The sequence below is a fragment of the Gemmatimonadota bacterium genome (assembly GCA_009838845.1).
Taxonomy (GTDB): Bacteria; Latescibacterota; UBA2968; order UBA2968; family UBA2968; genus VXRD01.
Map to the genome: position 1 here is coordinate 63,447 of VXRD01000003.1, position 23,584 is coordinate 87,030.

The window sequence follows — 23,584 nt, forward strand, 5'->3', positions numbered from 1 at the left end:
TCACGCGAACTGTGGTTAAGTTATGTGGCTCAGGGTTGAGGCTGGGCGGATGCCTGCAGTAAGCCGCTGCTTTTCGCTGACCAGTTTGCGAAAGTTGTACTCGACCTGAAGTCCGTGCCAAAATTCGTCGGACTGGCCGAAGAAGGCACCAAAGCGGATTGACATGGCTGGCGTGATTGGACGTCGGGCGTGAACGATTTCGTTGATTGTCTGCGGTGTAATACCGATGGCGCAGGCCATGGCATTCTGTGAAATCCCCATTGGCTTGAGGTAATCTTCCAGTAGAATTTCACCGGGGGTGATAGGTGTTTTCATCCCGCTTCCTTTGTTTTTTCGAGGGTTTGGATTTTTTGTCGGAGGCTTCGCAGTCGCTCGCGTGCTATGTCGGCTTCGAGGCTTGTGGGATAGTTGACGAGCAGGGTTTCGTAGATTTTTTGCGCGTCGTAATATTGGCCGAGGTATTTGTCGTAGATCGCGCCCTGTGCGATGTGTGCGGCGGGGGAAAGTGGGCTATGGGGTTGTGTGGCGATGAGTTTGCGATAGGTCTGAAGGGCTTGTGGATAGCGTTTTTGGTCGGTGTAAATTTTGGCCTGATGGTCGAGCAAGCGATCCGCGAGAAAGGATTGCGGATGGGCGCGATGGAGGGTTTCAAAAGCGTGCAATGCTCCGTTTTGATCTTTTTGGCGCAGTTTGAGGCAGGCACTGGCATACGCGCTGAGCAGGGTTGCGTCTGCGCGCTGGCCTTCTTGTAATAGCGCGGATAGGGCGATGGTGTCGTTGATGATGTCGCGGTTGACATCTGTTTTGAGCACGGCGTCGAGCAGGGTTTGAGCCTGGTCAATCTGGTCCGATAGAAAATGCAATTCGGCGAGGCGAAAACGGGCTTCGGTCGCTTCGGAGGCGGTCGCTCTTTCGGCGATGATCTGGTGGTAGATGAGCCGCGTCTTATCTGTGTTGTCCGCCTGTAGATGTCCTTCGGCGAGGGCAAATAGCGCTTTGTATCGCCAGGTGCTGCGTCGATGGGTCTGGATCAGGTTTTGAAATGCCTGTTGGGCACCTCCGGCGTCGTTGTGGTGGTCGCGCAAGATGATGCCCACGAGAAAACGGGCTTCGTCGGCCTCTGCGCGGTTGGGGTGACGGGTGATGAGGTCGCTGTAGTGGTTTTGTGCCTCGGCGGGGCGGTTTGCAAGCTGATATGCTTTGCCCAGGCCCAATTGTGCACGCGCCAGATGGTCGGAACGGTCTGCGCGGTCACATATTGCCCGATAAGCGGCAATAGCGGTTGTGGGATTTTCATTGTCGAGAGCATAGTGCGCAATGCGGAACAGATAATTCCAGTTATTGTCTGTGGGCGCATTGGGCGAGAGCAAAAGGTCGAGTGTTTGCGCGACAAACCCAGCGGGCAGGGCGTATTCGATGAGCAGGCTGAGATCGGTTTGGTCTTTGGGCGATGAGAGCAGGCCAAAGACCTCGGCGTGCTGGTCGCCGTTTTGGGCCATATCGCGCAGGCGTGCTTCAACGTGTGCGCGGTATTGCGGGTTTTGCCGAATCCAGATCAGATATTCGCGCACGGCATCGGGATAATGGGCGCGGCGTTCGGCGAGTTCGGCGAGTTCGCGAGCAAACAGCTTTGTGTCCTGGAGTGCAATTCTCGCGCGGCGATAGGTTTGTTCGGCGCGTTTGTCGAGGTTGCGTTTGCGATAGCGGTCGGCAATGATGGCAAAGGGATGTGTGTTGGTCGCCTTCTGGAGCAGAGGTTCCCAGGATGCAGCTGCGGAATCTATTTGTCCCAGTTCAAAGAGGGCGATGCCCAGGCGAAGGCGTGCGTTGTTATCGTTTGGAACAGATGAGAGGCGTTGGCGAAATAGCACGGCGACTTCGTCATGCCTGCCCGCCCGCGATAGTGCGGATTCGAGGCGCATGAGAAGGTCGGCGCGATGGGGATGCTGGATGTAAAGGCCGCGGTAGATGTAGATCGCGCTTGTGAAGTCCTTTTTTGCTTCAAGGGCTATTGCGCGCTGAATCGCGGCGTTGATCTGCTCGGTCTCGGTAGATGCCGTGGCAATCCCCACGCATAAGAGGAGAATAGCGAATAGACGGAGCGGTGTACAACTGCGCCAGCAGTTCATAGACGAATAGACGAACCCCACCCCGCCACCCAAAGTTACTACAAACTCCGTCGTTGATTCGTTGATTCGTTTATTCGTTGATTCGTTGATTCGTTTATTCGTCCGTTGTCTTTTTCGCATCTTCAATCAAGTTTTCAAAATACCGCCGGATGAGGGCCTGGTATTCAGGTGAATATCCCTCTTTGAGGGCGTCGCGCATCAGATGGCGCAGGGGGTTGTCGGCTTCCCCCAAATCTGCGGGGAGCGTTCCCGGTCCGCGATAGGTCAAATTTACGCCTGTGCGCGCCTGTCGCTTTTTGCTCTTTCCGCGCGATCTCATCGCCTGTTGGGCATCGAGCATGCGGGAGAGGATCTGTCGCTGTCGCATGAGGGTTTGGGGTGCGACCTGGCGTTGGAGAAGTTCGCGTGCGGTTTCCTGCATGTCGCTGGCAATTTTGCCCAGGTCGCCGAGCATTTCGCGCTGTTGCCGCGCCAATTCGCCGCGCAGGGCATTGAGCGCGTCCCGGATGGCGCGCTGTTGGGCCGCGAGTTTTTGCCACGAGGGTTGGCCTCCTTGCCCGGATTGCCCAAATAGATTTTCGGTTTGGGCGTTGAGTGATCCCTGTTGTTGGGCGAGTTGGGCCATTTTTGCCATCATTTCTTCAAAGCCCGTGCCCGATTCCGAAGAGGCGAGTTGTCCCAGTGCGTTTTGTACCATCATGGCTCCGCGATTGATTTCTCCCATGGCTTCGCGGGCGAGTTGGGCTGCCTGAGTGGCATTGCCCGCGTTGAGTTGTTCGGCAGCGCCATCCATTTTGTTTAAGGCCTGACCGAGGGCTGCCTGTGCGCTGGGGGGCATAAAGAAGGTTTTTTGCGAGGCGTCCATCAGGCGTTGTGCCATGCGCGATGCCCCGGTTATCGCACGCGCCTGATCCAGGGCGAGGGGGGCGGTGTCGTCGCGACTTCCCGCCTCATTGGCGCGCTGTGCCGTGCGTTCCTGCGCCTGGGATAAGGTGAGGAGATCGTGCAATACGCGGTTGAGTTCTCTGGCGATTTCTTCTTTTTGTCGCTGGATAAATTGTTGTCGGGCCTGTGCGAGGTTCTGACTCAGGTTTTGTAAGTCCCGGGCGAGAGAATCGCTGTTTTGTCCCGCGCTTTGCCGTTGTCCCAGAGCGAGGTCCTGGCGCACTTGATCCATGCGAGGGGTGAGTTGTTTGTTTTGTATTGCGTTGGCGATTTGGTCGAGTTCGCCGTCAGTGGGACTGTCCATTTTTTGCGATGCTTGTTGCAGTTCTGTGCGTAATTGTTCGGTGTCTCGGGCGATTCGCGTCTGGCGGCGGATGAGGTCTTCGGTGGGTTCGCGTTCGATATTTTGCGTGATCTGATCCTGGGCGTGGGCGAGTTCTTCGAGTTTCTGGTTGAGCGCGTCGAGGGTTTGTTGTTGTTGCACGCGCCGCAAAAGGGCGAGGGTGCGGTCGATGCTTTCGCGGAATTTTTCGCGTTCCATCTGAAATTGTTCAAGGGCCTCGCGCACCATGTTTGCATCGGCACTTTTGATGGCTTCGTCCAATTTTTTCATGACGGCCTCGAGTTCTGGCGTGCGAATTTGCGAAAGCAATGTTTGTAGTTCTTCGAGTTTTTGCAGGGTATCGTCTTCGAGCAATCCGCTCTCTTGCAGGCGGTCGAGTGCGCGTTCGAGTTGTTCGGCTGTGGATTCAATTTGTTCGGCGAGTTGTTCCTGTGTTTGGCGAACTTTTTCGAGTTCGCGTTTTTCCTGCCAATCGAGTTTGTCTTTGGAGAGCATATCGCGGGCGAGTTCTTTGAGGCGCGCGTCGAGTTCGCGCCCGCGTTGTTGCACGGTTTCGATCTCGTCAATGCTTTCGCGCTGTGTTTTGTCCGCTTCTCGATGGATTTCAAACAGGCTGGGCATGCGAATTGTAAAGGTGGCTGTTTCCCCATAAGAGGGCCTGGGATTGTTGTCGTAAGCGCGGATTCTGTAGGTGATTTGATCGCCCGGTAGCAAGTCGAGGTTGGACAGGTCCCAGTGATAAGACGTCTCAATTTCGCGCCCGGGCGTTGTGATAATTGGAAGGATGTGGTCTTTGTCGTCGTCTTTCTGGTATCTGAGTTGCAGGCGCGAGATGCCATAGTCGTCAAAGGCTTCGGCAACGAGGGAGACGCGCATCGATTCTGTGAGGTCGATATCTTGTCCCGGTCGCAACAGGCGCACGTCTGGCGGTTGATCGGGCAGCGCGACAATGCGATATGTTACGGGGTCTTTGTTGGCGATCATATAGGGATCGCGCAAGTGTATGCGATAGCGCCCGTCTTTTTTCACTGTCAGGGTCGCCTGTGCAAGCGATGAAGATACTGAGGCGGGTAATTCGGTTGCGTCGTCAAATACGAGCGAGGCCGATTCGAGGGGTTTGTTGGCTTCAATGGTCAATGAGATTTCTGTGCCGATTGGTACAATTACGTCGCCGCCCTGTTGATCGATGCGGTCGGGCATGGCTGTGTGCGGCGGAAATCGGTCGCGGTGCGAGATGCGCGTGACAATGGGGCGCGGGTGTACGGTTGCAGTGTAGGTGGGGGTTTGCGCGTCGTGGGCAGACAGGCGGTAGTCAAAAGATCGCGTGACATTGGGAAAGTGGTGAGATGTGCCCGTTTGTTTGACTGGTAAGACAAAAGAGGCCCACGTTTGTACGCCTTTTTCGCGCACATACAGGCGCGCAGTGCGCGGAACAATGCCCGCAAATTGTGCGGTGAGCGTAAGTGGCTCCCCACCGATGATTTCGACATTGCCCGGTTTTAAAATTATGTACGTGTCTGGCGGGCGAGTGTATGGGGTTTGCGGGTTTGCGAGGCGTTGGGCTGCGCCGGATAAGGCCGTGGGCCATCCCGCGTGGAGCAAGAGCGCGACGAGGGCGAGCACGACAACTGCCGTGGCAGCGCGGATGGGTGGCTTGCGATTGATGAGTCTTTCATAAGGAAGATGCTGTGTGGCGCGTTCTGCCTGGATGATTGCGGCATCGACGAGTGCGGTGGCGTGTTTTTCGCGGTCTCTTTGTCGCCACAATTGGAGTGCGTTGATCAGGTGTTGCTGGAGGCCGCCAAAGTGTTGTTCCACGCGCAGTGCGATCTGGTCGAGGCTGGCAGGGCGGATAAATGGGATGACGCAGAAGCGGGCGAGCAGGTATAAGAGGCATAGGGTGCACAAACTCTCCAAAACAATTTTGAGGATTGGGCGCAGGTAGAATATCGATTCGAGGATGAGGAGGGCAATTCCCGCGCTGAGGATAAATACCAGCGCGAGTCCTACGCCCGTTAGTGCCCGATTCGCCGCCAGCAGTGTGCGCAGTCTTGTGAGGCGGTGGGTGAGTTTTTGATGTGCAGAGTGTGAGGTCATGGAACAGTGGTCAGTGCGTTAGTGCCCAGACAATGACGTTGGTGCCCATTTTGAGGGCTTCTTGTCTTTTTTCGGGCGGGTCGTTGTGTACGTCGGGGTCATCCCATCCATCGGCGATGTCGCTACTCGTGTTGTAAAAGACGATCAGGCGGTCTTCGTGAAATAGGCCCAGAGCCTGAGGAGGATCGCCGTCGTGTTCGTGGATTTTTGGCAAGCCGTTTGGAAATTGAAACGGCGTTTTGAAGAGGCCAAAAGAAGGGGGCAATTGGACGAGTTTTTTGTCGGGAAATGCGCGTTTGATTTCCCGACGAAAGGATTCGTCCAGGCCGTAGTCGTCGTTGGCAAAAAGAAATCCGCCGCGTTCGAGATAGAGGCGCAAGCGCCGCAGTTCCTCTTCGGAGAATCGGATGTTGCCATGTCCGGTGAGAAATAGAACGGGATAGGCAAAGAGGTGTTCGTCGGTAAGCGCGACCTGGGCTTCTTGCTCGGCGGTGCGGATGGGCGTGTGTTGTCTGATAAATGCGAGCAGGTTGGGTATTTCTGTTGGCCCATTGTACCAGTCGCCGCCGCCGTCGTATTTGATACGCGCTATGGTGAATGCGGCGGGCGGGTCTTGCAATTGCGCCAGGCTGGACGCAGAGATTATCAGGAGTAGAAGGATGAAATGGCGCATGGTTTTTATGACGCGAAAAGGCGGTGTTCGGTTCCGTTGTAGGGGCGGTGCCTCCGTATAAAATCATTACGGAGCAGGCTCCTGTGCCCGCCCGTCGGAGGTCTCTTATGTCTCACTTTTTACGTTGTCAATTTGCAGGATGGAAGGCTCCGTGCCAAAGGTGTAAGTGCAGTCGAAGTCAACTTCTGATAAACACCGCGTGTCAATTGGAAATGCCGCGCATTGTTTGGGGCGGTTTTCGTAGATGCTACAGAGGGTATCCCCGGTGTCATTTTTGATGAGAAAGGGGCATTTGAACAGGAGTTCGCAGCAGTTGCCACATTGATTGCATTCGCCCTGTCGGTTTTTTTCTTGTTGCGCGACATAGGCTTTGCGAAATCGCAGCAGCACAAAGCGTCGTACTTTGCCTATGGCTTGTTCGCACATTTTGCCAAGGGTTCTGGGCATGGAAAAGTCCTGTTCTTATTTTATTTGTCCGATTTCGCGCTCTGCGGCCTGTACGCCGCTTTTGGTGTCGTGAACGGCGATGGTGAGGTCGCAGTGCTGGGTTTCGCCGCCGTTGAGTGTGATGACGCGTCCGGCGTCGCGTTCAAAGCTTTTGGCGTTGGGATAGTTGGTGGCGGGTTCGAGGCCTACAACGTATCCATCTGGGGTTGCTGCAGTGTTTTTCCAGAGGGTAAAGTACGGCATTTGTTTGAGTGCGTAGTGGAGCGAAGATCCCAGATTGCCTTCGGCGTTTTTGAGCAGTACAGATGTGTTGCCTTCGCTGTTGCCAGCGAGTTCGTAAAAATAAACTTGTTCGATATAACCCGGGGTGGGACCGAGGCATTGGTCGAATGTTTTGAAGCCTTCCTCTGCGCGTGGGTCGCGTGGGGAGACGGTTTTGTGCGACGTTACGATGGATGCGCCTTCTTCGAGGAGGGGCGCGCCGTAGTTGCAGTGGTAGAGCAGTTGCATTTCAGCGGGTTTGTCGTTGAGGTTGGTGACTTGATCGGCTATGGTGAAGTTGTTGCTGCCGAGTTCTGTCGATATGGCTGTGGTGAGGCGCAGCGCGGGACCAAACATCATGGTTTCATCGACGATGCCCAATACAGTGATGCGACGGGGCGGTGTCAGGTCGATTTGTATTTCGACATAGCGCGCGGGTATGTTGGCGATTTTGCCGTGCAGGGGGACAAAGACTTCGGCTTCGTTGCCGTTGTTGTCGATTACGATATCTTTGCCGGGGGCGCCATTGCTGTCGAGGCCACAGCGCACGATCCATTCGTTGAAGCCTTTGAGCCATCCCAGGCCACCCCGGTCGTTGAGTTCGATGAAGGCCGGGTTGACGAGGTCGCGCACGGGCGATTCCCAGCCGAGGGAGATACCGCGATACGTGCCTTTCCATATTCCCATGCCGCGCGTGGGAACGATGAATATAGAGAGTGCCCCGTTGTCGAGTTCTATGAGATCAACCCCGTCTTGTACGCCGCCTTTGAGGGCGGCTTTTTGTACGCGCCAGGTATGTTCTGTGCCAAGTGGCAGGGTGGATTCATCGATGGTCCACGATTCTGTCCAGAGTGCGCGTTCGACATCGGTGAGGACAAAGCGATACATGCCTTCCATGGGAATTTCCTTCTGTGTAGGGGCGGTGCCCCCGTGCCCGCCCGTCGTTGGGGCAGGCTCCTTTTGTTGTCTATGATCGTCAGAATATACGGGAAAATGCGCGAGGTGAAAAGCGCAACGTAGAGATGCCGCCGCATGATGATGCCGGGATGGTTGTCAAAATGGGTATAAGGACTTAATTTTATACTGATTTTACGCAACTTCTACAGCATTGGCGATTGTAATGAAAAAACAAACTTTTTTCTTTTGCGGTATTGGTGGCAGTGGCATGAGTGCCATTGCCCAGGTGTTGTTGCATCAGGGTCATGCGGTGCGCGGGTCGGATCGCAGCTATGACCAGGGGCAGAATGCGGATTTGTACGCGCGGTTGCAGGCGCTTGGGGTGGTGTTGTTTCCGCAGGATGGGTCGGGCGTGGATGCAGATGTGGATGTGCTGGTGGTGTCGAGTGCAGTCGAGCCGACGATTTTAGATGTACAGGCGGGGCTGGATCGCGGTATTGCTATTCGCAAGCGGGCAGAGGTGTTGGCGGATTTGTTCCATCGGGGAACGGGGATTGCCGTGGGAGGGACGAGTGGAAAATCGACAGTGACAGGGATGATTGGTCATATTTTGAACAGGACCGGGCGGGATCCCACGGTGATCAATGGGGGTATGATGCGCGATGTGGTGCAGCCACCGCGATTGGGCAATGCATTATGCGGGGATGCCGAGTTGGTGGTGATTGAGGCTGATGAGAGTGATGGTACGATTGCGCTGTACGAGCCGACGGTGTCGGTGTTGACGAATATTTCGCTGGATCACAAGCCGATGGCGGAATTGGAGTCACTTTTTGGGGCATTCTGTGCGCGAGCAAGAGATGCGGTGGTGAATCTTCTGTGCGCGCGGTCGATGGCTTTGACGCAGGGGGTAAAACGGCGGGTGACTTTTGGGGTGGATTGCGAAGGGGCAGATGTGCATGCTGCCGATGTCGAGCTGTTGCCCGATGGCGTGCGGTGTGTTGTCAATGGGCAGGCTTGTCGGTTGCGCGTGCCGGGCCGACACAATGTTGCCAATGCAGTGGCGGCTATTGCCACGTGTGGGGTGCTTGGAGTAAGCGTGCGGGATGGGGCAGAAGCATTGGGTAATTTTCGAGGGATTGGCAGGCGGTTGGAGGTGGTGGGCAAGGCGCAAGGGGTGACGGTGATCGATGATTTTGCACATAATCCAGATAAAATTGCCGCGAGTTTGGCAACGCTGAAGGCGCAGCCAGGGCGCGTGTTGTCGGTTTTTCAACCTCACGGGTTTGGTCCAACGCGGTTTTTGATGGATGGGCTGATTTCGGCATTTATCAATGGGATAGAAGGAGATGATCTGGTGATTATGTCGGAGATTTTTTATGCCGGTGGGACAGCGCAAAAGGATATTTCGTCGGGGGATTTGATCGCTCAGATTGCGCGTGCTGGACGGCGGGCTGAGTATATTGAAAGACGCGAGGATATTGTTGTGCGTTTGGCGGAGGAGGCCCGGAATGGCGACCGGGTTGTGGTGATGGGCGCGCGGGATGATTCGCTGACGGATTTTGCAAGAGATATATTATTACAGATTGAGAGCAGGGTGCGATGAGCTTACCTCCTGAATTGCAACCGGGTGATACGGTGGGGGTGATTGCGCCGTCCGGGTCTTTTGAACGCGAGCGGTTGGCCCCCGGGCTGACGTTTTTGCGCGCGAAGGGGTTTGATGTGCGCGAGGGGACATCGCTTTACGCTCAGGAGCGGTATTTGGCGGGGACGGATCGGGCGCGTGCAGATGATGTGAATGCGATGTTTGCCGATGGGGATGTGAAGGGTATTTTTGTCGCGCGCGGCGGGTATGGAGCAGCCCGCATTTTAGAGTTTTTGGATTGGACATCTATTGCCCAAAATCCAAAGGTGCTGGTGGGGTTGAGCGATACGACGGCGTTGCAGTTGGCGATTTTTGCGCGAACGGAATTGGTGACATTTTCCGGGTTTTTGCTATGTTCGGATGTGACGGTAGAAGGTGTCCAGGAGGAGACGGATAAGGCATTATGGGAAGCGGTGTGTTCGCATCGGTTTGAGGGCGTTGGTTTAACGCCTCTGCGCGGTGGGGAGGTGAATGGTCCATTCATTGGGGGATGTTTGTCACTGGTGGCGTCGCTGGTGGGTACGCGGTTTTTTCCAGTACTCGATGGTGCGGTGCTGGTGCTGGAGGATGTGAATGAGCCGCCGTATCGCGTGGACCGGATGCTAAATCAGTTGGCGATGGCCGGGGTGTTTGATCGGGTCGCAGGTGTGGTGTTTGGGGAATTTGTGGATTGCGAACCCGAGCGCGAGACAGAGGGCCGGATCGAGGATGTGGTCGATGATTTTGTTGCGCGGGTATCCTGCCCGGTTTTTTGTGGTTTGCCCTATGGGCATGGCAAAGTGCGGCGGGTACTGCCGATTGGTCTGGGTGTGAGGATTGCACGAGATGTGTTGGAATTTGATCTATGAAAAAAATACCCCTGATATTGATCATTGCCTTGACGATGTCATGCGCGGTGATAAATAAGCTAAATTTGTTGACGCCCGAGCAAGAGGTGGAGCTTGGCAGGCAAGCCTCGCGAGAGGTGGAGCGGTCCGTGCGATTGTACAGGGATCCGCTGGTGCGCGCTTATATAGATAGTTTGGGTCAGGCTCTGGTGCGGGCGTCGAGACTGTCACAGTTTCGATATTATTTTAAGGTGGTCGATGCACCCGAGGTGAATGCATTTGCTCTGCCAGGGGGATTTATATATGTGAATCTCGGGTTGATTAAAGCAGCTGGGACCGAGTCGGAACTGGCCGGGGTGATTGGGCACGAGATTGGGCATGTGGAGATGCATCACGGGGCTAAGAAAATCTCACAGCAGTATGGTCTTGCTGTTGTGGTCGATGTGATATCCGGGAGCGGGGATCCATCGTTGAAGCGAAAGGTCATCGCCCAATTATTGGGATTTGGCGGAGGATTGGGCGTGTTAAGCTACGGACGAGAAGCAGAGCGCGAATCCGATAAGTTCGCGGTACATTGCATGGTAAATGCGGATGTTGATCCCGAGGGCATAGCGCGTTTTTTTGAGACGCTGTTGAAGTTGCACAAACGGGAACCCAAAGGGGTCGAGGCGTGGTTTTCGACCCATCCCCCAACGCAATCTCGCATTGATTTTGTCCGATCTGAAATTGCCAAACTTCCGAATACCGCAGGCCTTAAAAAGACATCCGCGCGATTCGAGCAAATTCGCGCCCGCATCGGCGGAGGTAAAGGCAGTTAGTAGTCTTTGCGAACTTCACACTTCCTACTTCCTATGGTTCGTTTTCTCAAGTGGTTTTTTCCGATTAGCACGGCGGTTCTGATTGTTTTAGTCGCCAGTGCGTACTGGTATATGACGCCGCAGCGGTTGAAGGCGATTGTGCAACCGCATTTGTCGTCTGCTTTGGGCAGAGAGGTGATGTTCGACCATATAGAGTGGGGGCTATCTGATGGTGTGGTGTTTTCGGGTTTAAGGGTGGAAAAGGGGGATGGCTCTTATCCTTTGTTGGTTGCGGAGCGGGCACAGGTGCCTGTGTCGCCGAGCGCGTGGTTGTTGGGAGATAGGTGGTGGGGCGAATTGGTGATGGAAGATGCGGTTGTTTCGCCCGAGGGGCAGAGGCGCATTGAGTTTGTGTTCCGCCGTTTGGAGATGGATTTGTATCCTCAAAATGGACGTTTATCTATCTCGCGGATAGAGGGACAGGTGTACGAGGGAGTGCTCACGGGTGATCTGGTGTGGGATAATGGCGCGTGGGATGGGTCTGTGTCGCTTGCGAATGCTCAGGCAGAACAGGTGGTGCGTTCGATTGGCTGGGATATACCGCTTTACGGCGCGGTTGATATTAAGACCCAGGTTTCAGGTGCAGGCGTGAGTGGTACCGCACAAATGGTCGAGGGGCGCATTGTGAAGTGGGCTTTTTTGCAGCGATTGTTGCATCCAATGGCACAATGGGGTTTGATAAATGCCGATGAGGTCCCGCTCAAAGATGTGACGGTGGTTTTTCAGGTGCAAGGCGATGAGGTGATTCTCGATGGGACACAGTTCACTGCTTCAGATATAGCTTGTACGTTGAATGGTAAGACTTTGGGTGGGCAGTTGGATTATGTGCTGGATGTGGAAATGCCCATTCAATTCGCCGGGTTTCGCCTGGGCAGAGCCATTCCCATACGAGTAAAAATTACCGGTCCGGCAAACGCACCAGAAGTGACTATGGAGATTAAATAGGTTTAAAGAGCCAGCAACAAGATAATGATTATGCCGAGCACTATCAATCCGCCGAAAAAAACGATGCAGAAACCCCTCACAAATCCGCCTATAAAATCGTTGTTATTGTTGCTCATGTGAGTCATGTCCATCATGATGAAGAATAAGGTGTCCCGTTTCTTCGTTGAAAGATGTCGAAGTCTTTATTTGACTTTTAAACTTCTTCAGCTTGTTCAGGACAAATTTATGCGACGATTTGAAGTCCTTATTTTGAAATAGTCGTTCAAGCTCAGAAGGGGCGAACTCTGGTATCATTTCCATAACATAGGAAAGTTTCCATAGATATTTAACAAGAAATTTTGCGGTTTCATAATCCAGATCAATGAATTGGGTAGTATTCCTTGTTCTTGGATCATCATAAAATTCTAATCTAAGAGGATTATCAGATGACATAGAATAACGTGGGTGACTCATTTTATTTCTAAAAAAGGATACTTCGGTGAGAACTTCAAGGATTCCCTTCAAGAACTTTGAACTTTGATAAGAGTTTTCTAAGTAGTTATTTTTTTTCAAATACTCTTCTAAGCATTTCAATTTGGACGAAAATAACAGGTCATTGATCCAAGATTGGTCTATTACGCTAGTATCTCCTTTACTATAGGACGTGGCTATACGCTCCATAAAAGTTAGCATTGAAGACTCAATTTTCGTTAAGTAATGCGCAATAGACCCTCTCACAAATGGGAATAGAATTTCTGATAATTCCGCGGTTAGATGTTTTTTAAAGCGATTTATAGCTTCTGACCGTGTCATCTCTGGTGGTAGGTGTTCAATCTTGACAGATCCAGAATCTAACATGTTTAATTTCGAGTAATAATCTAAGATCACCGCAATGAGTGGCGCACTTGGAAATTCCATAAATTCTATACGTTGTGTCTTAAGACATTCCATTTTAATCTTTTCTACCTCATCTTGAAATTCTTTAATAGCCTGTTTAAATTCAGGATCTGATGACGAAGGCCATATTGTAGTGAATTCCATTCCGTTAGAGCTAATTAGCTTTACTTTTTGTTTTTTCATCAGTTACTCCTATTGACGAGCACTTCAGTATTACAGATTTGTACTTTTATGCTGAGTCAGTTTGTATGGCTTGGTCTATCTTGGCAGATAAGTCATCCACATCTTTGAAAGCTTCTGCTACGCGATCAAAAACGGCAAAATCTTCGGTTTTCTGGTGAAAAACAGGTATTCCATCTCGCGTAACGGTTTGCCAGAAGGGGGCTTCATAGTCTTGGTGGTATATCCATTCCTCCGCAGTAAGTACGATAAGCGAAGGCACAACCTCGGTGCCAATCGCGAGCGTATATCCGGGTTCAGCAACGGACTTCTTAGTTTTCCAATCTCCTTCGTAGATGATAACGAGAACATCCAAATCAGATTCCCCATTAGATGATCCACGCGCTTTGGAACCAAAGATAATGAGATCTTTTATGAGATCCGCAAACTGTGCTTCCAGAGTTTTCTGGTAAGCTTCAAGCCAAATGCGTTCTTCGCACGTCAATGTCAAATTTTTTAAAGTCATAAATTCTGAAGATATGTGAAGTTACGCGCGGCTTCCTCTCCCTTCTCAAAAGCAGCACTGTAAAGGTCGAAGTCCACAGTGATCAGTGGCCTTTCCTCTGAAATAACCTCCAAAAGCGCGGCATCGGTCAGCCCAAGCCGAGTGAATGCGCTGTTGTGTGCGGCGGTGGTACTATCGACAATGATCTCCTCACTGTCATCAATTATGGATCGGAGTTTTTCAAGCAACCGGGTGAGATTCATTCTATCGTATTTGAGGAGATTGGACACTTCGGTAAGCGTATTCGGTGTAACAAAAACTCGATTTAGCGTTTGTATGATTCCCAATAGGCGGTCGTAGTCTTCCGGTGTAAATCTGCGCGTCCGGCGATGTCTCTCGATCAGTGTTCGATCTACTTGGCCGACGACAAGTAGCACCAGGAGATTTGCGTCAATAAAGGCTTCTTTAGATCGCATCAGATCAATTCGAGGTGGTTAGAGAGCGATGGGTCATGCCTACGATTTCACCGGTGTGGTCATTGATTTCAACGACTTTGAACGAACGGTTCTTCCAGTCTTGTCCCCCGAGGTTGGCTGCCAGGCTCCGCCGTTCCCAGGGGCGAGAGAAACCTATGGTTATTTTCCAGGCATTTGCTGTTTCGTCGAATACCACCTCTTCAAGTCCCAGGTCCTGAACTTCCTCGTCGGCAAATAGTTCGGTTATGTATTTGTTCGCCGCCCGCACGGCTTCTTTTACATTCATTTATGCCTCCATACAGTCTTATCATTTTTTTTAGATTAAATTTTCAAAAAAGAAACCAATTTAGACTGCTAAGAAAAGCGTTTCCATTACAAAAAATTAAAAAAATGAGAGTTGGACGGGTTCTTGTTATGTGGTGGGTTGTAGGGTAGGTTGTCTGGCAGGTCTCTCAGGGGGATAGCACACGGCTTTGAAGGAGCAGTTGGATTATGTGCGGGATATGCCCATTCAATTTTCTGGATTTCATCTGGGCAGAGCCATTCCCATACGAGTAAAAATTACCGGGATGGCAAACGCGCCAGAGGTGACAGTGGAACTAAAATAGGCTTAAAGAGTCAGCGCAATGACGATGAGTAAGCCGACTATAAGCAACGCACCGAAAAAGACGACACAAAAGCCTTTGATGAATCCGCCTACAAATCCATCTTTGTTGTCGTTCATGTTACTCTTACCCTTCAATATCGCCGCGAACAAAGCCATGAGTAGCCTTCAGCAGAACGGCTGGTAGCCTCTTAAGTTCTTCATTCCGAGGGTCAACCTCGAATCCACCGGATTCTAAAGCGGTAACGCCGAGCAATGGTTCCGCTCCATCTTCTCCGTACACAATGGTTCCACCGACGATTTCTCCCTCGAACTCGATCTCGGCAATGGTTATATCCATGGTCATAGGATTTCCGTCTGCAAGTACGTAATCGCGGCTACCCCTCGGTTCGAGTCCAATCTCTTCAAGGCACACCCTTGGCACGAGTGAGTCGAACGCGCCAGTAGCGACTAAAAATTTGCCGGTCCAGCTACGTTGTCGGTCCGCGGGATTGCGGATCGTTACGTCAACATAAACCGAGGCCATGGTGCTTCTCCAATTAGGATGGTTTTGGATTGCATACCTGTCGATATGAGACCTATCTGGATGTCCGTCTTTGTAGCATACGATAAGAGGCGGCCTGAATCAACTCAGGCCGCCTCTTTTTTGCAATATCGCATCATAAAATTAACGCAATAACTTGCCGTTTGCAGTTAGAATAGGTATGCCTTGACCTTTGAAATCACCGTCATTTGTGATCAGTTTCAATCCTTTTCTTTTACACAAATCGGTTATCATTTGATCATTAAAATCGAAATCACCAGTAGCATAATCATTCAGGAGGTCATCTATTTTTACTTTCTTAAAGTCATTTTCTATCCGTGAACAGTGGCTCAGAACACGCTTAGTATTGTCAGCAATTTCTTGAGCTATGGGTTTGAAATCTTTGCTGTTGCGAAAAGTTTTAAATTCAATATGGGATGCATTGGTGTGCCATTTTAGTCTCGCATAGGCATTGATAAATTCACAAACGACAAGGATGTCAATATAAATACAACTCTTTGCAGCCAGAATACGCCCAAATGCTTTAGAATATATATTCACCCAATAACTGTTGGGGTTTTGAGGAGCATAGAGATAAAACCATATATTGGTATCCAGAAACAATTTATCTTGAGATTTAAAACGATATTTTTCCACTGACACTGTATTAAGTGCCATCGTTTTCTTCCTCCAGCACATCCTGAACGGCCTGGTTAAATTTTTCCGGGTCTCGAAAATATTGCTTGGCTGTCTCAATGACGCGCTTCAATAACTCCAGATCATCTTGTTCTATATCTTTTACCTCTAAAAGAGAACGGATTTGTTCACTGTTAAATGTTCCATATAGCTGCCCAATTGCTGCATTCAAAAATGCAGAGGTCAAAGTCGTAACATTGCGGAATGAGAGTACAACTCTATGGCCAGATTTAAGTCCAGATTCAAGACGCTCATAGACTTTTTGTCCATCCCCGGAAGCTACACACAAGGGATTGCCTACAACTTCAAATAATGAAATTTCAATATTTTTTTGCATGGTAATCCCTCTAAAAAATATCTGCTGCATTTATTTCGGAAGTAAGGCCATAGGACGCTGTATCCGCTGTATTTATTTCTACACTTACCACAGTGCCGGGAAATCGTTCGCTTAGTTGTGCCGTAAAAGTATGTCCATTTCTACGTTGCCAATAGCCAGCATCCGAAACGATCTGAATACAGCCGCGATTTAAGTCAATAAATTCACCGAGTATCTTCAAACCCAATCCACCTGGTACACTGCCACGCTTGGTTGTATTATTACCCTCAGTTGCCCATTCAATCGCTTTTTCTGGCGAAAAGTCAAGTCCTGTATGAGTTTTTATATTTTGGCGCATGCCCACTCCCAGATCTGCCACTGTAAAATCAAGTTTTTTGCGTTTATGAAAAAATTGTCCGCAACTAAAAATCCCCCTCTCAGTGCTGGAGTGCAAAACGGCATTGCTGAATATCTCAAAAATGCTCTCGCGAAATTTTTTCAGCAGCCCCAAAGACATTTTAGGCATCTCGGAACGATATATAAGCTCATATTCAATATAGCCAGAAAAATAGCGGTCGTCTTTGGTATCAAATCGTTTGTAGGTAATGGTGGAGCCCCAATCATCTGGAATTTTATTTCGTCCGTAGTGACTGAGAAAACCGTTTCTCGAAAGAATATTTTGAACTTCATGAGGGATATGTGTCAATCTGACGGTGTTCAGTTTTGCACCTAAGTTATAGAGTATTGCACCAAATGCCGCACACATATCGGCGTCAAACCATGTCGTTCCTCTCATGTCAATTTCAATATTATCACAAAAACAATCCTTGGTTTGTGCATGGAGGTGAACAAGTCTTTCAAAACCTCGCCGATCATGACGAATAGGCGGCAGAGTAACCCTCACGCTTTCACCTCCATATGTACGTTTTTGACAATACTTTTTTTCATTTTACAGTTCGTAATAGCCTTATATACCGCATCTTGCGAATAATTATACTATGCTGATTTTGAGCAAAATAACAGGGGGACATGTCCGTGTCAAGTGTGCTATTACACGTCTAAAAATGTCCGTAGTGAAGTCATAAATTTTTATCTGTCGTATTTATCTCTATGCTTCCTTAATTTTGTTTCTATACCTTATACAGACCTGTATAGCACCTGAAAACATTTCCCAAACGATTACATATTACCTGTTTCAGCACTATTAGGCAAGGTCTGTAAGGCATGTTGCCTTTGTTCCCAATCGGGAAGGTATGCATACATGAAACTTTTAAACAGTCTGCTATGATTTGGTGCAAGAAGATGTACTAATTCATGAACAATGACAAATTCCCTCAACGCTTCTGGCAGATCGAGCAAATCTGTGCTAAGAGTCAATCGCCCATTCGTCGATATAGATGCCCACTTCCTTCGCATGTCACGCAGATGAACCTCCCGCACCTTCACACCAATGCGGTCTGCCCATTGCCATACTACGCCTTTTAAATCTCCTGATTTATCCCATACTTTTTCGGAATTCATATTCGCTGCAACCTCAATAGGGCGTTTGCTGTTTCGATCAGATTTTTGCCTCCAACTATAGGTATTAATATTTGGTAGAGCGTAGTTCTCAACTCACTGTTATGGTGATGATTCCACTGATAATCAGGAAATTGATCAAACAATACACTAACGGCTCGTGCATGTTCTGGAGTAATGTCTTTTTTGAAGTCGTTGAGAACCTTATAAACTGCAAAGGCATTTTCGTCCAGGCCCATTTGGTCGCGTTCGTTTGAAGCCCGTTCATATTCTTCTGATAACTTCTCAAACTCCATTAATACCTGTTGTGTCGTAAGCTGACGATTTTCATAAGCCTCTGAAACTATCTCTGCGCGTTCTCCAATCGAAATCAGAAACGGCTTTGATGGGCTTTCGTCTATTACCACCTCAGTCAGTACCTTTCGCAAATTCAGCACTTTCACCGTATCGGATACATAGCTCTGCGTAATTTTTCTCAATGCGTCTGCGCCCAATTCGTGAACAGAACCGGGCAATTCAAACGTATCGCTCTCTGTATGCTGCTGTAATAAATCCCGCGTCTTGGCGGTCAACTCTTTGTCAACGTAAATGCGGTCTGTATAGGCGTTACGAATCAGTCCATAGAGCGATGCAAGAGCCTGATAATCTTTGATAAATGGGCGTAGAAAAGCATCTGGTGAAAGAATATTATAGAGATTCTGAACTTGCTTGAAGAATTTGAAAAAAGCCTCTCGACGGTCCTTGTCCTCAAAATGCTCAATGGCTCGCTCTTTTGCCTTGTCGTCCCAACCACTGGCAAAAGGCAAATAGCGCGGCGCGTCCTCGCGAATCAGCTTAGAGAAAGCATCTTTGAGTACGTCAAGGTTCTGAATCACACTCTCTACCATATCAGAATCAAAAGCAAGTGCTTTTTCCAGATTCTCAAAGATGCCGACAAAATCTAAGACAAACCCATATGGTTTTACCAACCCGTCTTCGTCCTCATAAGGTCGGTTGACACGGGCAATTGATTGTAGCAGCACATGGTCACGCATCGGTTTGTCGAGGTAAATGCAGTAAAGAATCGGCGCGTCGAAGCCAGTCAACAGCTTTTGAGTCACAATTAGAATTTTCGGCTGAGCATTTTTCTCGGCAAATTTTTTACGGATCTCTTTCTCTTTCTCTGGGGTGTGGTGATACGCTTTCATAAGTTCAGGGTCTTGATGGTACGGTGAATAGACGACCTCCGAATACGCCGACGGTAGATATTTATCGAGTGCCTGCTTGTACAACGCACACGCCTCGCGATCTACAGCAACCAGAAACGCCTTAAATCCCATTGGCTCTACATTGTCCCGGAAATGTCGGGCAACATACTCGGCAATCTTATCCACCCTTTCAGGAGCTTTCATCATTTCTTTCAACTGTACTGCCTTATCCAGAATCGCGTTTAGTTCCTCCAGGTCGCTAATGCCTTCTGCTGCCACAAGGTTTAAAAAATCTCGTTCCAATGTTTCGCGTTCAACGCGCAACTCAGATGGCGCAAGGGCATAATTCAAAGGAACAGTCGTACCATCTTCAATGGATTCTCCTATCGAGTATTTATCCAGATAACCCTGCTCATCGTCCACACCGAAAACCTTAAAGGTTCCTTCGCCTTGAGAAAGCCTGTCAATCGGAGTGCCGGTAAAGCCGATATAGGTCGCATTGGGCAGGGCTGCCATCAGGTAATTTCCCAAATCGCCACCGGTTGTACGGTGTGCTTCGTCAACCAGTATAATTACCTCTTCACGGGTGTTAATATTCGCGGGTATATCGTCAAACTTATGAATCATTGATACGATCAGGCCGCGATAATCGGATGCCAAAATATTTCGCAAGTCTCGCTTGCTCGCTGCGACTTTATGCGTGGTGATCCCGTAACCAGTGATATTTCTAAAAAGCTGGCTTTCCAGTTCATTGCGGTCAATTAGCATTAACACCGTGGGCTTTTCTATTTCCCTTCTACCGTGCAATAGTCGGGAGGCAATGGTTATCATAGTCAGGGTTTTACCGCTGCCCTGCGTGTGCCAGATAAGCCCTCGTCGCTTGTACGGGTCGTGAATTCGCTCTATTACCCTTTCCACCGCACGGGTCTGGTGCTGACGCAACACAACTTTAGTCAGTTCATCATCCTTGCTCTGAAAAATAATAGACTGATGCAACACTTTTAGAAAGCGATCGCGGTCAAAGAAAGTTTTGACTTTCTGCTCGTAGTTCGTGGGTTCGTCGGTTTTCCAGTTGAATAGGTTTTTGCGGCTGGTGTTCCAGGTCACGCTATAAAAAAAGTCCATCAACTGCGTAACGCCAAACAGTTGCGCGGTGGTAAACATCTCCGGTGTTTCTCGGTGATAGCGGCGGATTTGTTCCACACCGATTGCCAATCCATCCTGTTTGTTGGCGGCTTTGGCCTCCACTACTGCCACCGGAATCCCGTTAATCAGAAACACCACATCGGCACGATTGCGGTGGACGATGCCTTTTTGCGACCATTCATCGGTTACATGAAACAGGTTATTGGCAGGAGTATCAAAATCAAGCAGGGTGATGTTACGCTCGCGATTCTCACTTGGGACAAAAATTGAATGTTCACCGCGTAGCCATGAAAGCGCGTCTTGATTTCCCTCAAGCGTCGGTTTGAGCAAACGCAACCGGCGCATAATTTCCATACATCCGGATTGGTCCAATATTCCTTTGTTGAGCTTCATCAGTTGTGCTTCCAGCACGTCAGTAAAGTACAGTCCAGTATCGCCACCACGCATTTGCAGGGCTTGCGTCTGGGATACACAGGTCCATCCAATCTGATCACCGTATCGAAGCATCGGTTCCTGGACAGCCGTATATTCGCTCATTGTATCACTCCACTTTCAAGCAAGGGAACAGCAGACCTTTGGCCAGTCATCAGTTCGTCAATCATGGTGTGGAACAGTTCATCTATGTGTGCTGCTTCTTGTTCAAGGGTAGCGATTTTTTTGTCAAAGACTTGTAGGATTTCGGCGATTTCACGCTGTTCAAAAAAAGATGGTAGGACAATTGGGCAACTGCTTAAAGTAGCCTGGCTAATGTTAGTTATTGCCAATCTTGCCGATTTGGAAACGAGCAATTTTCGAGCGAAAGAAGTACGAAAATAATTAGTTAAAAATTCGGGGTCAATCTCTAATGTTGTTAACCTTGCTCGAATTAAAAAACCACAAAATGTGACTGGTTCTTCATGTTCATTAAACAATGATGCCCAAGCAACCCCTTCTTGCTTTAGAGATGAACGGACAAACAAAATATCCTTAGTCTTTAATAAATCCCTATCCCGTATCTTATAGTCAACCCTATACAGGTTATCAGTATTGAGATAAATTCCATCAGAGTACATATTCAAGACATCTACTGTTAAAATGCCTTGCCCTTTCTGCTCTTTCTTAAAGTTAATTCCATTCTTCAACTCTACTTTATCGCCCAATTTCACTACCTTCCAACTCTCAGGAATCTCTCCAATCTCCGTCTGTCTGCGGGGTTCGCCTTTCGTGCCGTGTGAAAAAAGGTAATCCATCAACGCCGCTTTGCGTTCGCGCTCTAACGCAATTTCGCGTTGCCGGACAAACTTTGCCTCTTGGATTGTCTGTAATACATGGGCAATGGCGTGCTGTTCAGGAAGTGGGGGAAGGGGGATTTCCAAGTTAGCAAGTATTTCTTTGCTTAATCGTTGCCGACCAGTCGTACCTTGCATTCTCCCTGCAAGCATAGCGCGAACATTAGGAAGCAATAAATAATAAAAAAGGTAGAATTTATCGCTAACATCTACAACTGCCTGAATTGGAATTATCTCAGTTGTTGCAATACCAAATGGCGTTGGCAACTCCTTAATGATACACTGTTTCCCATTTTCAAAGGATGGCGTAATTTTAGAAAGAAGAATGTCCCCGGTTTCAAAGTAGGTCCCACTCTTTAGTTCGTCGTTTGTTTTAGGTATAAATTTTTTCGAAAATAGCTTAGCAATAGGAATCAACTCCATCGGAACAAATGGGACTTCATTATATTTTGAATATATTAGATTCCTTGGTTTCTTTGTAAATGTAGCAACTTCCCCCAAACGTACCATCTCCCAGCTTTCAGGTATCCTCCCAATCTCCGTCTGCTTACGAGATTCGTCTTTCTTTTTCATCTCACTCATTGAAATCTCTCCTCATTCAACCCAAGACGAGTCAACACATCTTTTAACTTTTTATCCGCCTTTTCGCGGGCGATACGTGCGTCCGTTAAGTCTGTCAGAATCTCATAGACAGGACGGTGTTCAATTTTGTCTCCCACGTCCACGAATTGGGAAGGACTCAGGTTATAATCGGTCTTTTGGGCATCTTCAAGGGTGATAATGTTGCTCAACTTCTCCCGGGATTCCCACGCCTGATATACCTCTGTAACGGCATCAATCCCTTTATCGGTTAGAACGTTTTTTGGGGTACCCTTCTCGAAATAATTAGAAAGGTTGATCAACAGGATTTGTTCTTTGCGTTCTATCGGCTTGCAACGATTCAGTAGCAAGATGATGCCGGGCGCGCCTGTGTTGTAAAATAGATTTTCGGGTAAAAGTATCACGCCTTCAATTAGGTCTGCTTCCACAAACCTTTTGCGAATCTCGCGCTCCCGATTGTTCTGCTTAGTGCCCGAGCCGCGAGACACTGCGCCAGTATCGAGCACAATTGCGGCGCGTCCGGTTTCTTTTAGGGATGCAAGGATGTGCTGTACCCAGGCCCAATCTGCTGATGAATTCGGTGCCTCTCCATAGGAAAATCGTTTCCAGCGGTCATTTGTGTAAAAATTCTCGTCATACTCCTTCTGATTCCACATCGGATTGGCAAGCACATAGTCAAAGCGTTGAAGTGATGAATCGTCAGCGACAAATCGTGGATTGCGGAAGGTGTCGCCGATACGCACATCCGCACCGATAAAATCGTGCAGTATGGCGTTCATCTTCGCCATGGCGTAAGTCGTGGGAGTTAATTCTTGTCCATAGATTTGGGGTGCTTGGCTCTTTTTATCTGGATACATCTGCTCAAATAGCAGAAGAGGTTTGATTAGTAGTCCACCCGAACCGCATGTCGGATCGTAAATGGTGGTGTAAGATTCAGGGTTAATGAGTTTTGCCATTAACCACCCGACCTCTTTGGGCGTGTAGAACTCTCCCGCGCTCTGTCCTTGTCCTTCGGCAAATTTCCGCAATAGATATTCATAAGCACGCCCGAGGATATCTGGCTCTGTATTTTGAAGCCCAAGCCGATGCTGACTTATCACTTCAATCAGTGCCTCTAGTCGGTCATCGTCAAGGGTCCGCTGTCCGCTCTGTCGCTGGTTGAAGTCCTCGACATCAATTACACCTGCCAACTGTGGATTAAGACGGGCAACCTCACGCATTGCTTCGGTTACAAATTCTCCCAAGTGTTCATCTGCCGGGTGGTTACGGAGTTCTTGCCAACTATACTTTTGAGGGATATAAAAACGCACAATCGGACTGCGTTCAGTTTTTAGGGCATCTTCATGGTCAGCCTCAATGATTGTCCGTGCAGTTGCTTCATCACCAAATATCTCAACCTGTTGAGCAAATTCATCATCGAATACATCGGAGAGCCGTTTGTAGAAAATTAGGGGTAAGATAAAATCTTTGAATTTTGGAGCATCGGTTGTACCACGGATTACACAGGCAGCATCCCATAACCATGTTTCAAGGGTAGATATGTCCAGATATTCCTGATTTGAAGGGGCAGATGGAATCGTCATTTGCTGGGCATCTACTGCAGTATCATTTTTTTTCAAAAGGCACTCTCCTGATAAATAAAAAATT

22 protein-coding genes are annotated in these 23,584 nt (G+C 49.2%); 4 read left to right on the forward strand and 18 right to left on the reverse strand.

All coding sequences use genetic code 11. From position 1 onward, the window contains the following. Positions 1-15: 15 nt before the first annotated feature. The 6 genes from F4Y39_00505 to F4Y39_00530 form a co-directional block, all read right to left on the reverse strand. Positions 16-315 (reverse strand): HigA family addiction module antidote protein, encoded by a 300-nt coding sequence (locus F4Y39_00505; protein ID MYC12184.1) that lies wholly within the window; start codon positions 313-315, stop codon positions 16-18. Next, the gene (locus F4Y39_00510; GenBank protein ID MYC12185.1) at positions 312-2,249 is read right to left on the reverse strand and encodes a tetratricopeptide repeat protein; all 1,938 of its coding nucleotides are present in this window, start codon (positions 2,247-2,249) and stop codon (positions 312-314) included. Before F4Y39_00510 ends, F4Y39_00505 begins: the two co-directional genes overlap by 4 nt. Next, positions 2,224-5,514, reverse strand: coding sequence for a hypothetical protein (locus F4Y39_00515; GenBank protein MYC12186.1), 3,291 nt, complete (start codon positions 5,512-5,514; stop codon positions 2,224-2,226). The genes F4Y39_00510 and F4Y39_00515 overlap by 26 nt, the downstream gene beginning before the upstream one ends. A 10-nt stretch (positions 5,515-5,524) precedes the next feature. Next, positions 5,525-6,187 carry a DUF4159 domain-containing protein gene (locus F4Y39_00520; GenBank protein ID MYC12187.1) on the reverse strand — a complete coding sequence of 221 codons (663 nt, stop codon included), beginning with the start codon at positions 6,185-6,187 and terminating at the stop codon, positions 5,525-5,527. A gap of 105 nt (positions 6,188-6,292) precedes the next feature. After that, positions 6,293-6,613, reverse strand: a complete 321-nt coding sequence (locus F4Y39_00525) for a hypothetical protein (GenBank protein MYC12188.1) — start codon at positions 6,611-6,613, stop codon at positions 6,293-6,295. Positions 6,614-6,649: 36 nt separating this feature from the next. Beyond that, positions 6,650-7,792, reverse strand: a complete 1,143-nt coding sequence (locus F4Y39_00530; GenBank protein ID MYC12189.1) for an aldose 1-epimerase family protein — start codon at positions 7,790-7,792, stop codon at positions 6,650-6,652. 223 nt (positions 7,793-8,015) lie between these two features. Between F4Y39_00530 and F4Y39_00535 the strand changes: the two genes are divergently transcribed. From F4Y39_00535 to F4Y39_00550, 4 genes are read left to right on the forward strand one after another with little or no spacing between them, the layout of a single operon-like run. Next, positions 8,016-9,395 carry a UDP-N-acetylmuramate--alanine ligase gene (locus tag F4Y39_00535; protein ID MYC12190.1) on the forward strand — a complete coding sequence of 460 codons (1,380 nt, stop codon included), beginning with the start codon at positions 8,016-8,018 and terminating at the stop codon, positions 9,393-9,395. After that, positions 9,392-10,282: an LD-carboxypeptidase gene (locus F4Y39_00540; GenBank protein ID MYC12191.1), complete on the forward strand. Its 891-nt coding sequence runs from the start codon at positions 9,392-9,394 to the stop codon at positions 10,280-10,282. Before F4Y39_00535 ends, F4Y39_00540 begins: the two co-directional genes overlap by 4 nt. Continuing rightward, on the forward strand, positions 10,279-11,079 hold the full coding sequence (locus tag F4Y39_00545) for a M48 family metalloprotease (GenBank protein MYC12192.1): 801 nt from the start codon (positions 10,279-10,281) through the stop codon (positions 11,077-11,079). Before F4Y39_00540 ends, F4Y39_00545 begins: the two co-directional genes overlap by 4 nt. Before the next feature lie 33 nt (positions 11,080-11,112). Next, positions 11,113-12,063 carry a hypothetical protein gene (locus F4Y39_00550; protein ID MYC12193.1) on the forward strand — a complete coding sequence of 317 codons (951 nt, stop codon included), beginning with the start codon at positions 11,113-11,115 and terminating at the stop codon, positions 12,061-12,063. A gap of 102 nt (positions 12,064-12,165) precedes the next feature. Here F4Y39_00550 and F4Y39_00555 read toward each other — a convergent pair whose 3' ends face one another. From F4Y39_00555 to F4Y39_00610, 12 genes are all read right to left on the reverse strand, one after another. Next, positions 12,166-13,122, reverse strand: coding sequence for a hypothetical protein (locus F4Y39_00555; protein MYC12194.1), 957 nt, complete (start codon positions 13,120-13,122; stop codon positions 12,166-12,168). Between the two features lie 46 nt (positions 13,123-13,168). Further along, positions 13,169-13,624 (reverse strand): nucleotidyltransferase domain-containing protein, encoded by a 456-nt coding sequence (locus F4Y39_00560; GenBank protein ID MYC12195.1) that lies wholly within the window; start codon positions 13,622-13,624, stop codon positions 13,169-13,171. Beyond that, positions 13,621-14,079 (reverse strand): hypothetical protein, encoded by a 459-nt coding sequence (locus F4Y39_00565; GenBank protein ID MYC12196.1) that lies wholly within the window; start codon positions 14,077-14,079, stop codon positions 13,621-13,623. The genes F4Y39_00560 and F4Y39_00565 overlap by 4 nt, the downstream gene beginning before the upstream one ends. 4 nt (positions 14,080-14,083) lie before the next feature. After that, the gene (locus F4Y39_00570; protein MYC12197.1) at positions 14,084-14,365 is read right to left on the reverse strand and encodes a hypothetical protein; all 282 of its coding nucleotides are present in this window, start codon (positions 14,363-14,365) and stop codon (positions 14,084-14,086) included. A 445-nt stretch (positions 14,366-14,810) separates the two neighbouring features. Next, complete coding sequence (locus F4Y39_00575) at positions 14,811-15,209, reverse strand: clan AA aspartic protease (GenBank protein ID MYC12198.1); 399 nt, start codon at positions 15,207-15,209, stop codon at positions 14,811-14,813. A gap of 141 nt (positions 15,210-15,350) precedes the next feature. Then, on the reverse strand, positions 15,351-15,905 hold the full coding sequence (locus tag F4Y39_00580) for a PIN domain-containing protein (protein ID MYC12199.1): 555 nt from the start codon (positions 15,903-15,905) through the stop codon (positions 15,351-15,353). Next, positions 15,874-16,239 (reverse strand): DUF4325 domain-containing protein, encoded by a 366-nt coding sequence (locus F4Y39_00585; protein ID MYC12200.1) that lies wholly within the window; start codon positions 16,237-16,239, stop codon positions 15,874-15,876. Before F4Y39_00585 ends, F4Y39_00580 begins: the two co-directional genes overlap by 32 nt. A gap of 10 nt (positions 16,240-16,249) precedes the next feature. Continuing rightward, positions 16,250-17,122 (reverse strand): HAMP domain-containing histidine kinase, encoded by an 873-nt coding sequence (locus tag F4Y39_00590; protein MYC12201.1) that lies wholly within the window; start codon positions 17,120-17,122, stop codon positions 16,250-16,252. A gap of 275 nt (positions 17,123-17,397) precedes the next feature. Continuing rightward, positions 17,398-17,739: a M48 family metallopeptidase gene (locus F4Y39_00595; GenBank protein MYC12202.1), complete on the reverse strand. Its 342-nt coding sequence runs from the start codon at positions 17,737-17,739 to the stop codon at positions 17,398-17,400. Beyond that, positions 17,736-20,606 carry a type I restriction endonuclease subunit R gene (locus F4Y39_00600; protein ID MYC12203.1) on the reverse strand — a complete coding sequence of 957 codons (2,871 nt, stop codon included), beginning with the start codon at positions 20,604-20,606 and terminating at the stop codon, positions 17,736-17,738. Before F4Y39_00600 ends, F4Y39_00595 begins: the two co-directional genes overlap by 4 nt. After that, positions 20,603-21,919 carry a hypothetical protein gene (locus tag F4Y39_00605; protein ID MYC12204.1) on the reverse strand — a complete coding sequence of 439 codons (1,317 nt, stop codon included), beginning with the start codon at positions 21,917-21,919 and terminating at the stop codon, positions 20,603-20,605. Before F4Y39_00605 ends, F4Y39_00600 begins: the two co-directional genes overlap by 4 nt. Continuing rightward, complete coding sequence (locus tag F4Y39_00610; protein ID MYC12205.1) at positions 21,916-23,520, reverse strand: SAM-dependent DNA methyltransferase; 1,605 nt, start codon at positions 23,518-23,520, stop codon at positions 21,916-21,918. The genes F4Y39_00605 and F4Y39_00610 overlap by 4 nt, the downstream gene beginning before the upstream one ends. Between the last annotated feature and the right edge of the window lie 64 nt (positions 23,521-23,584).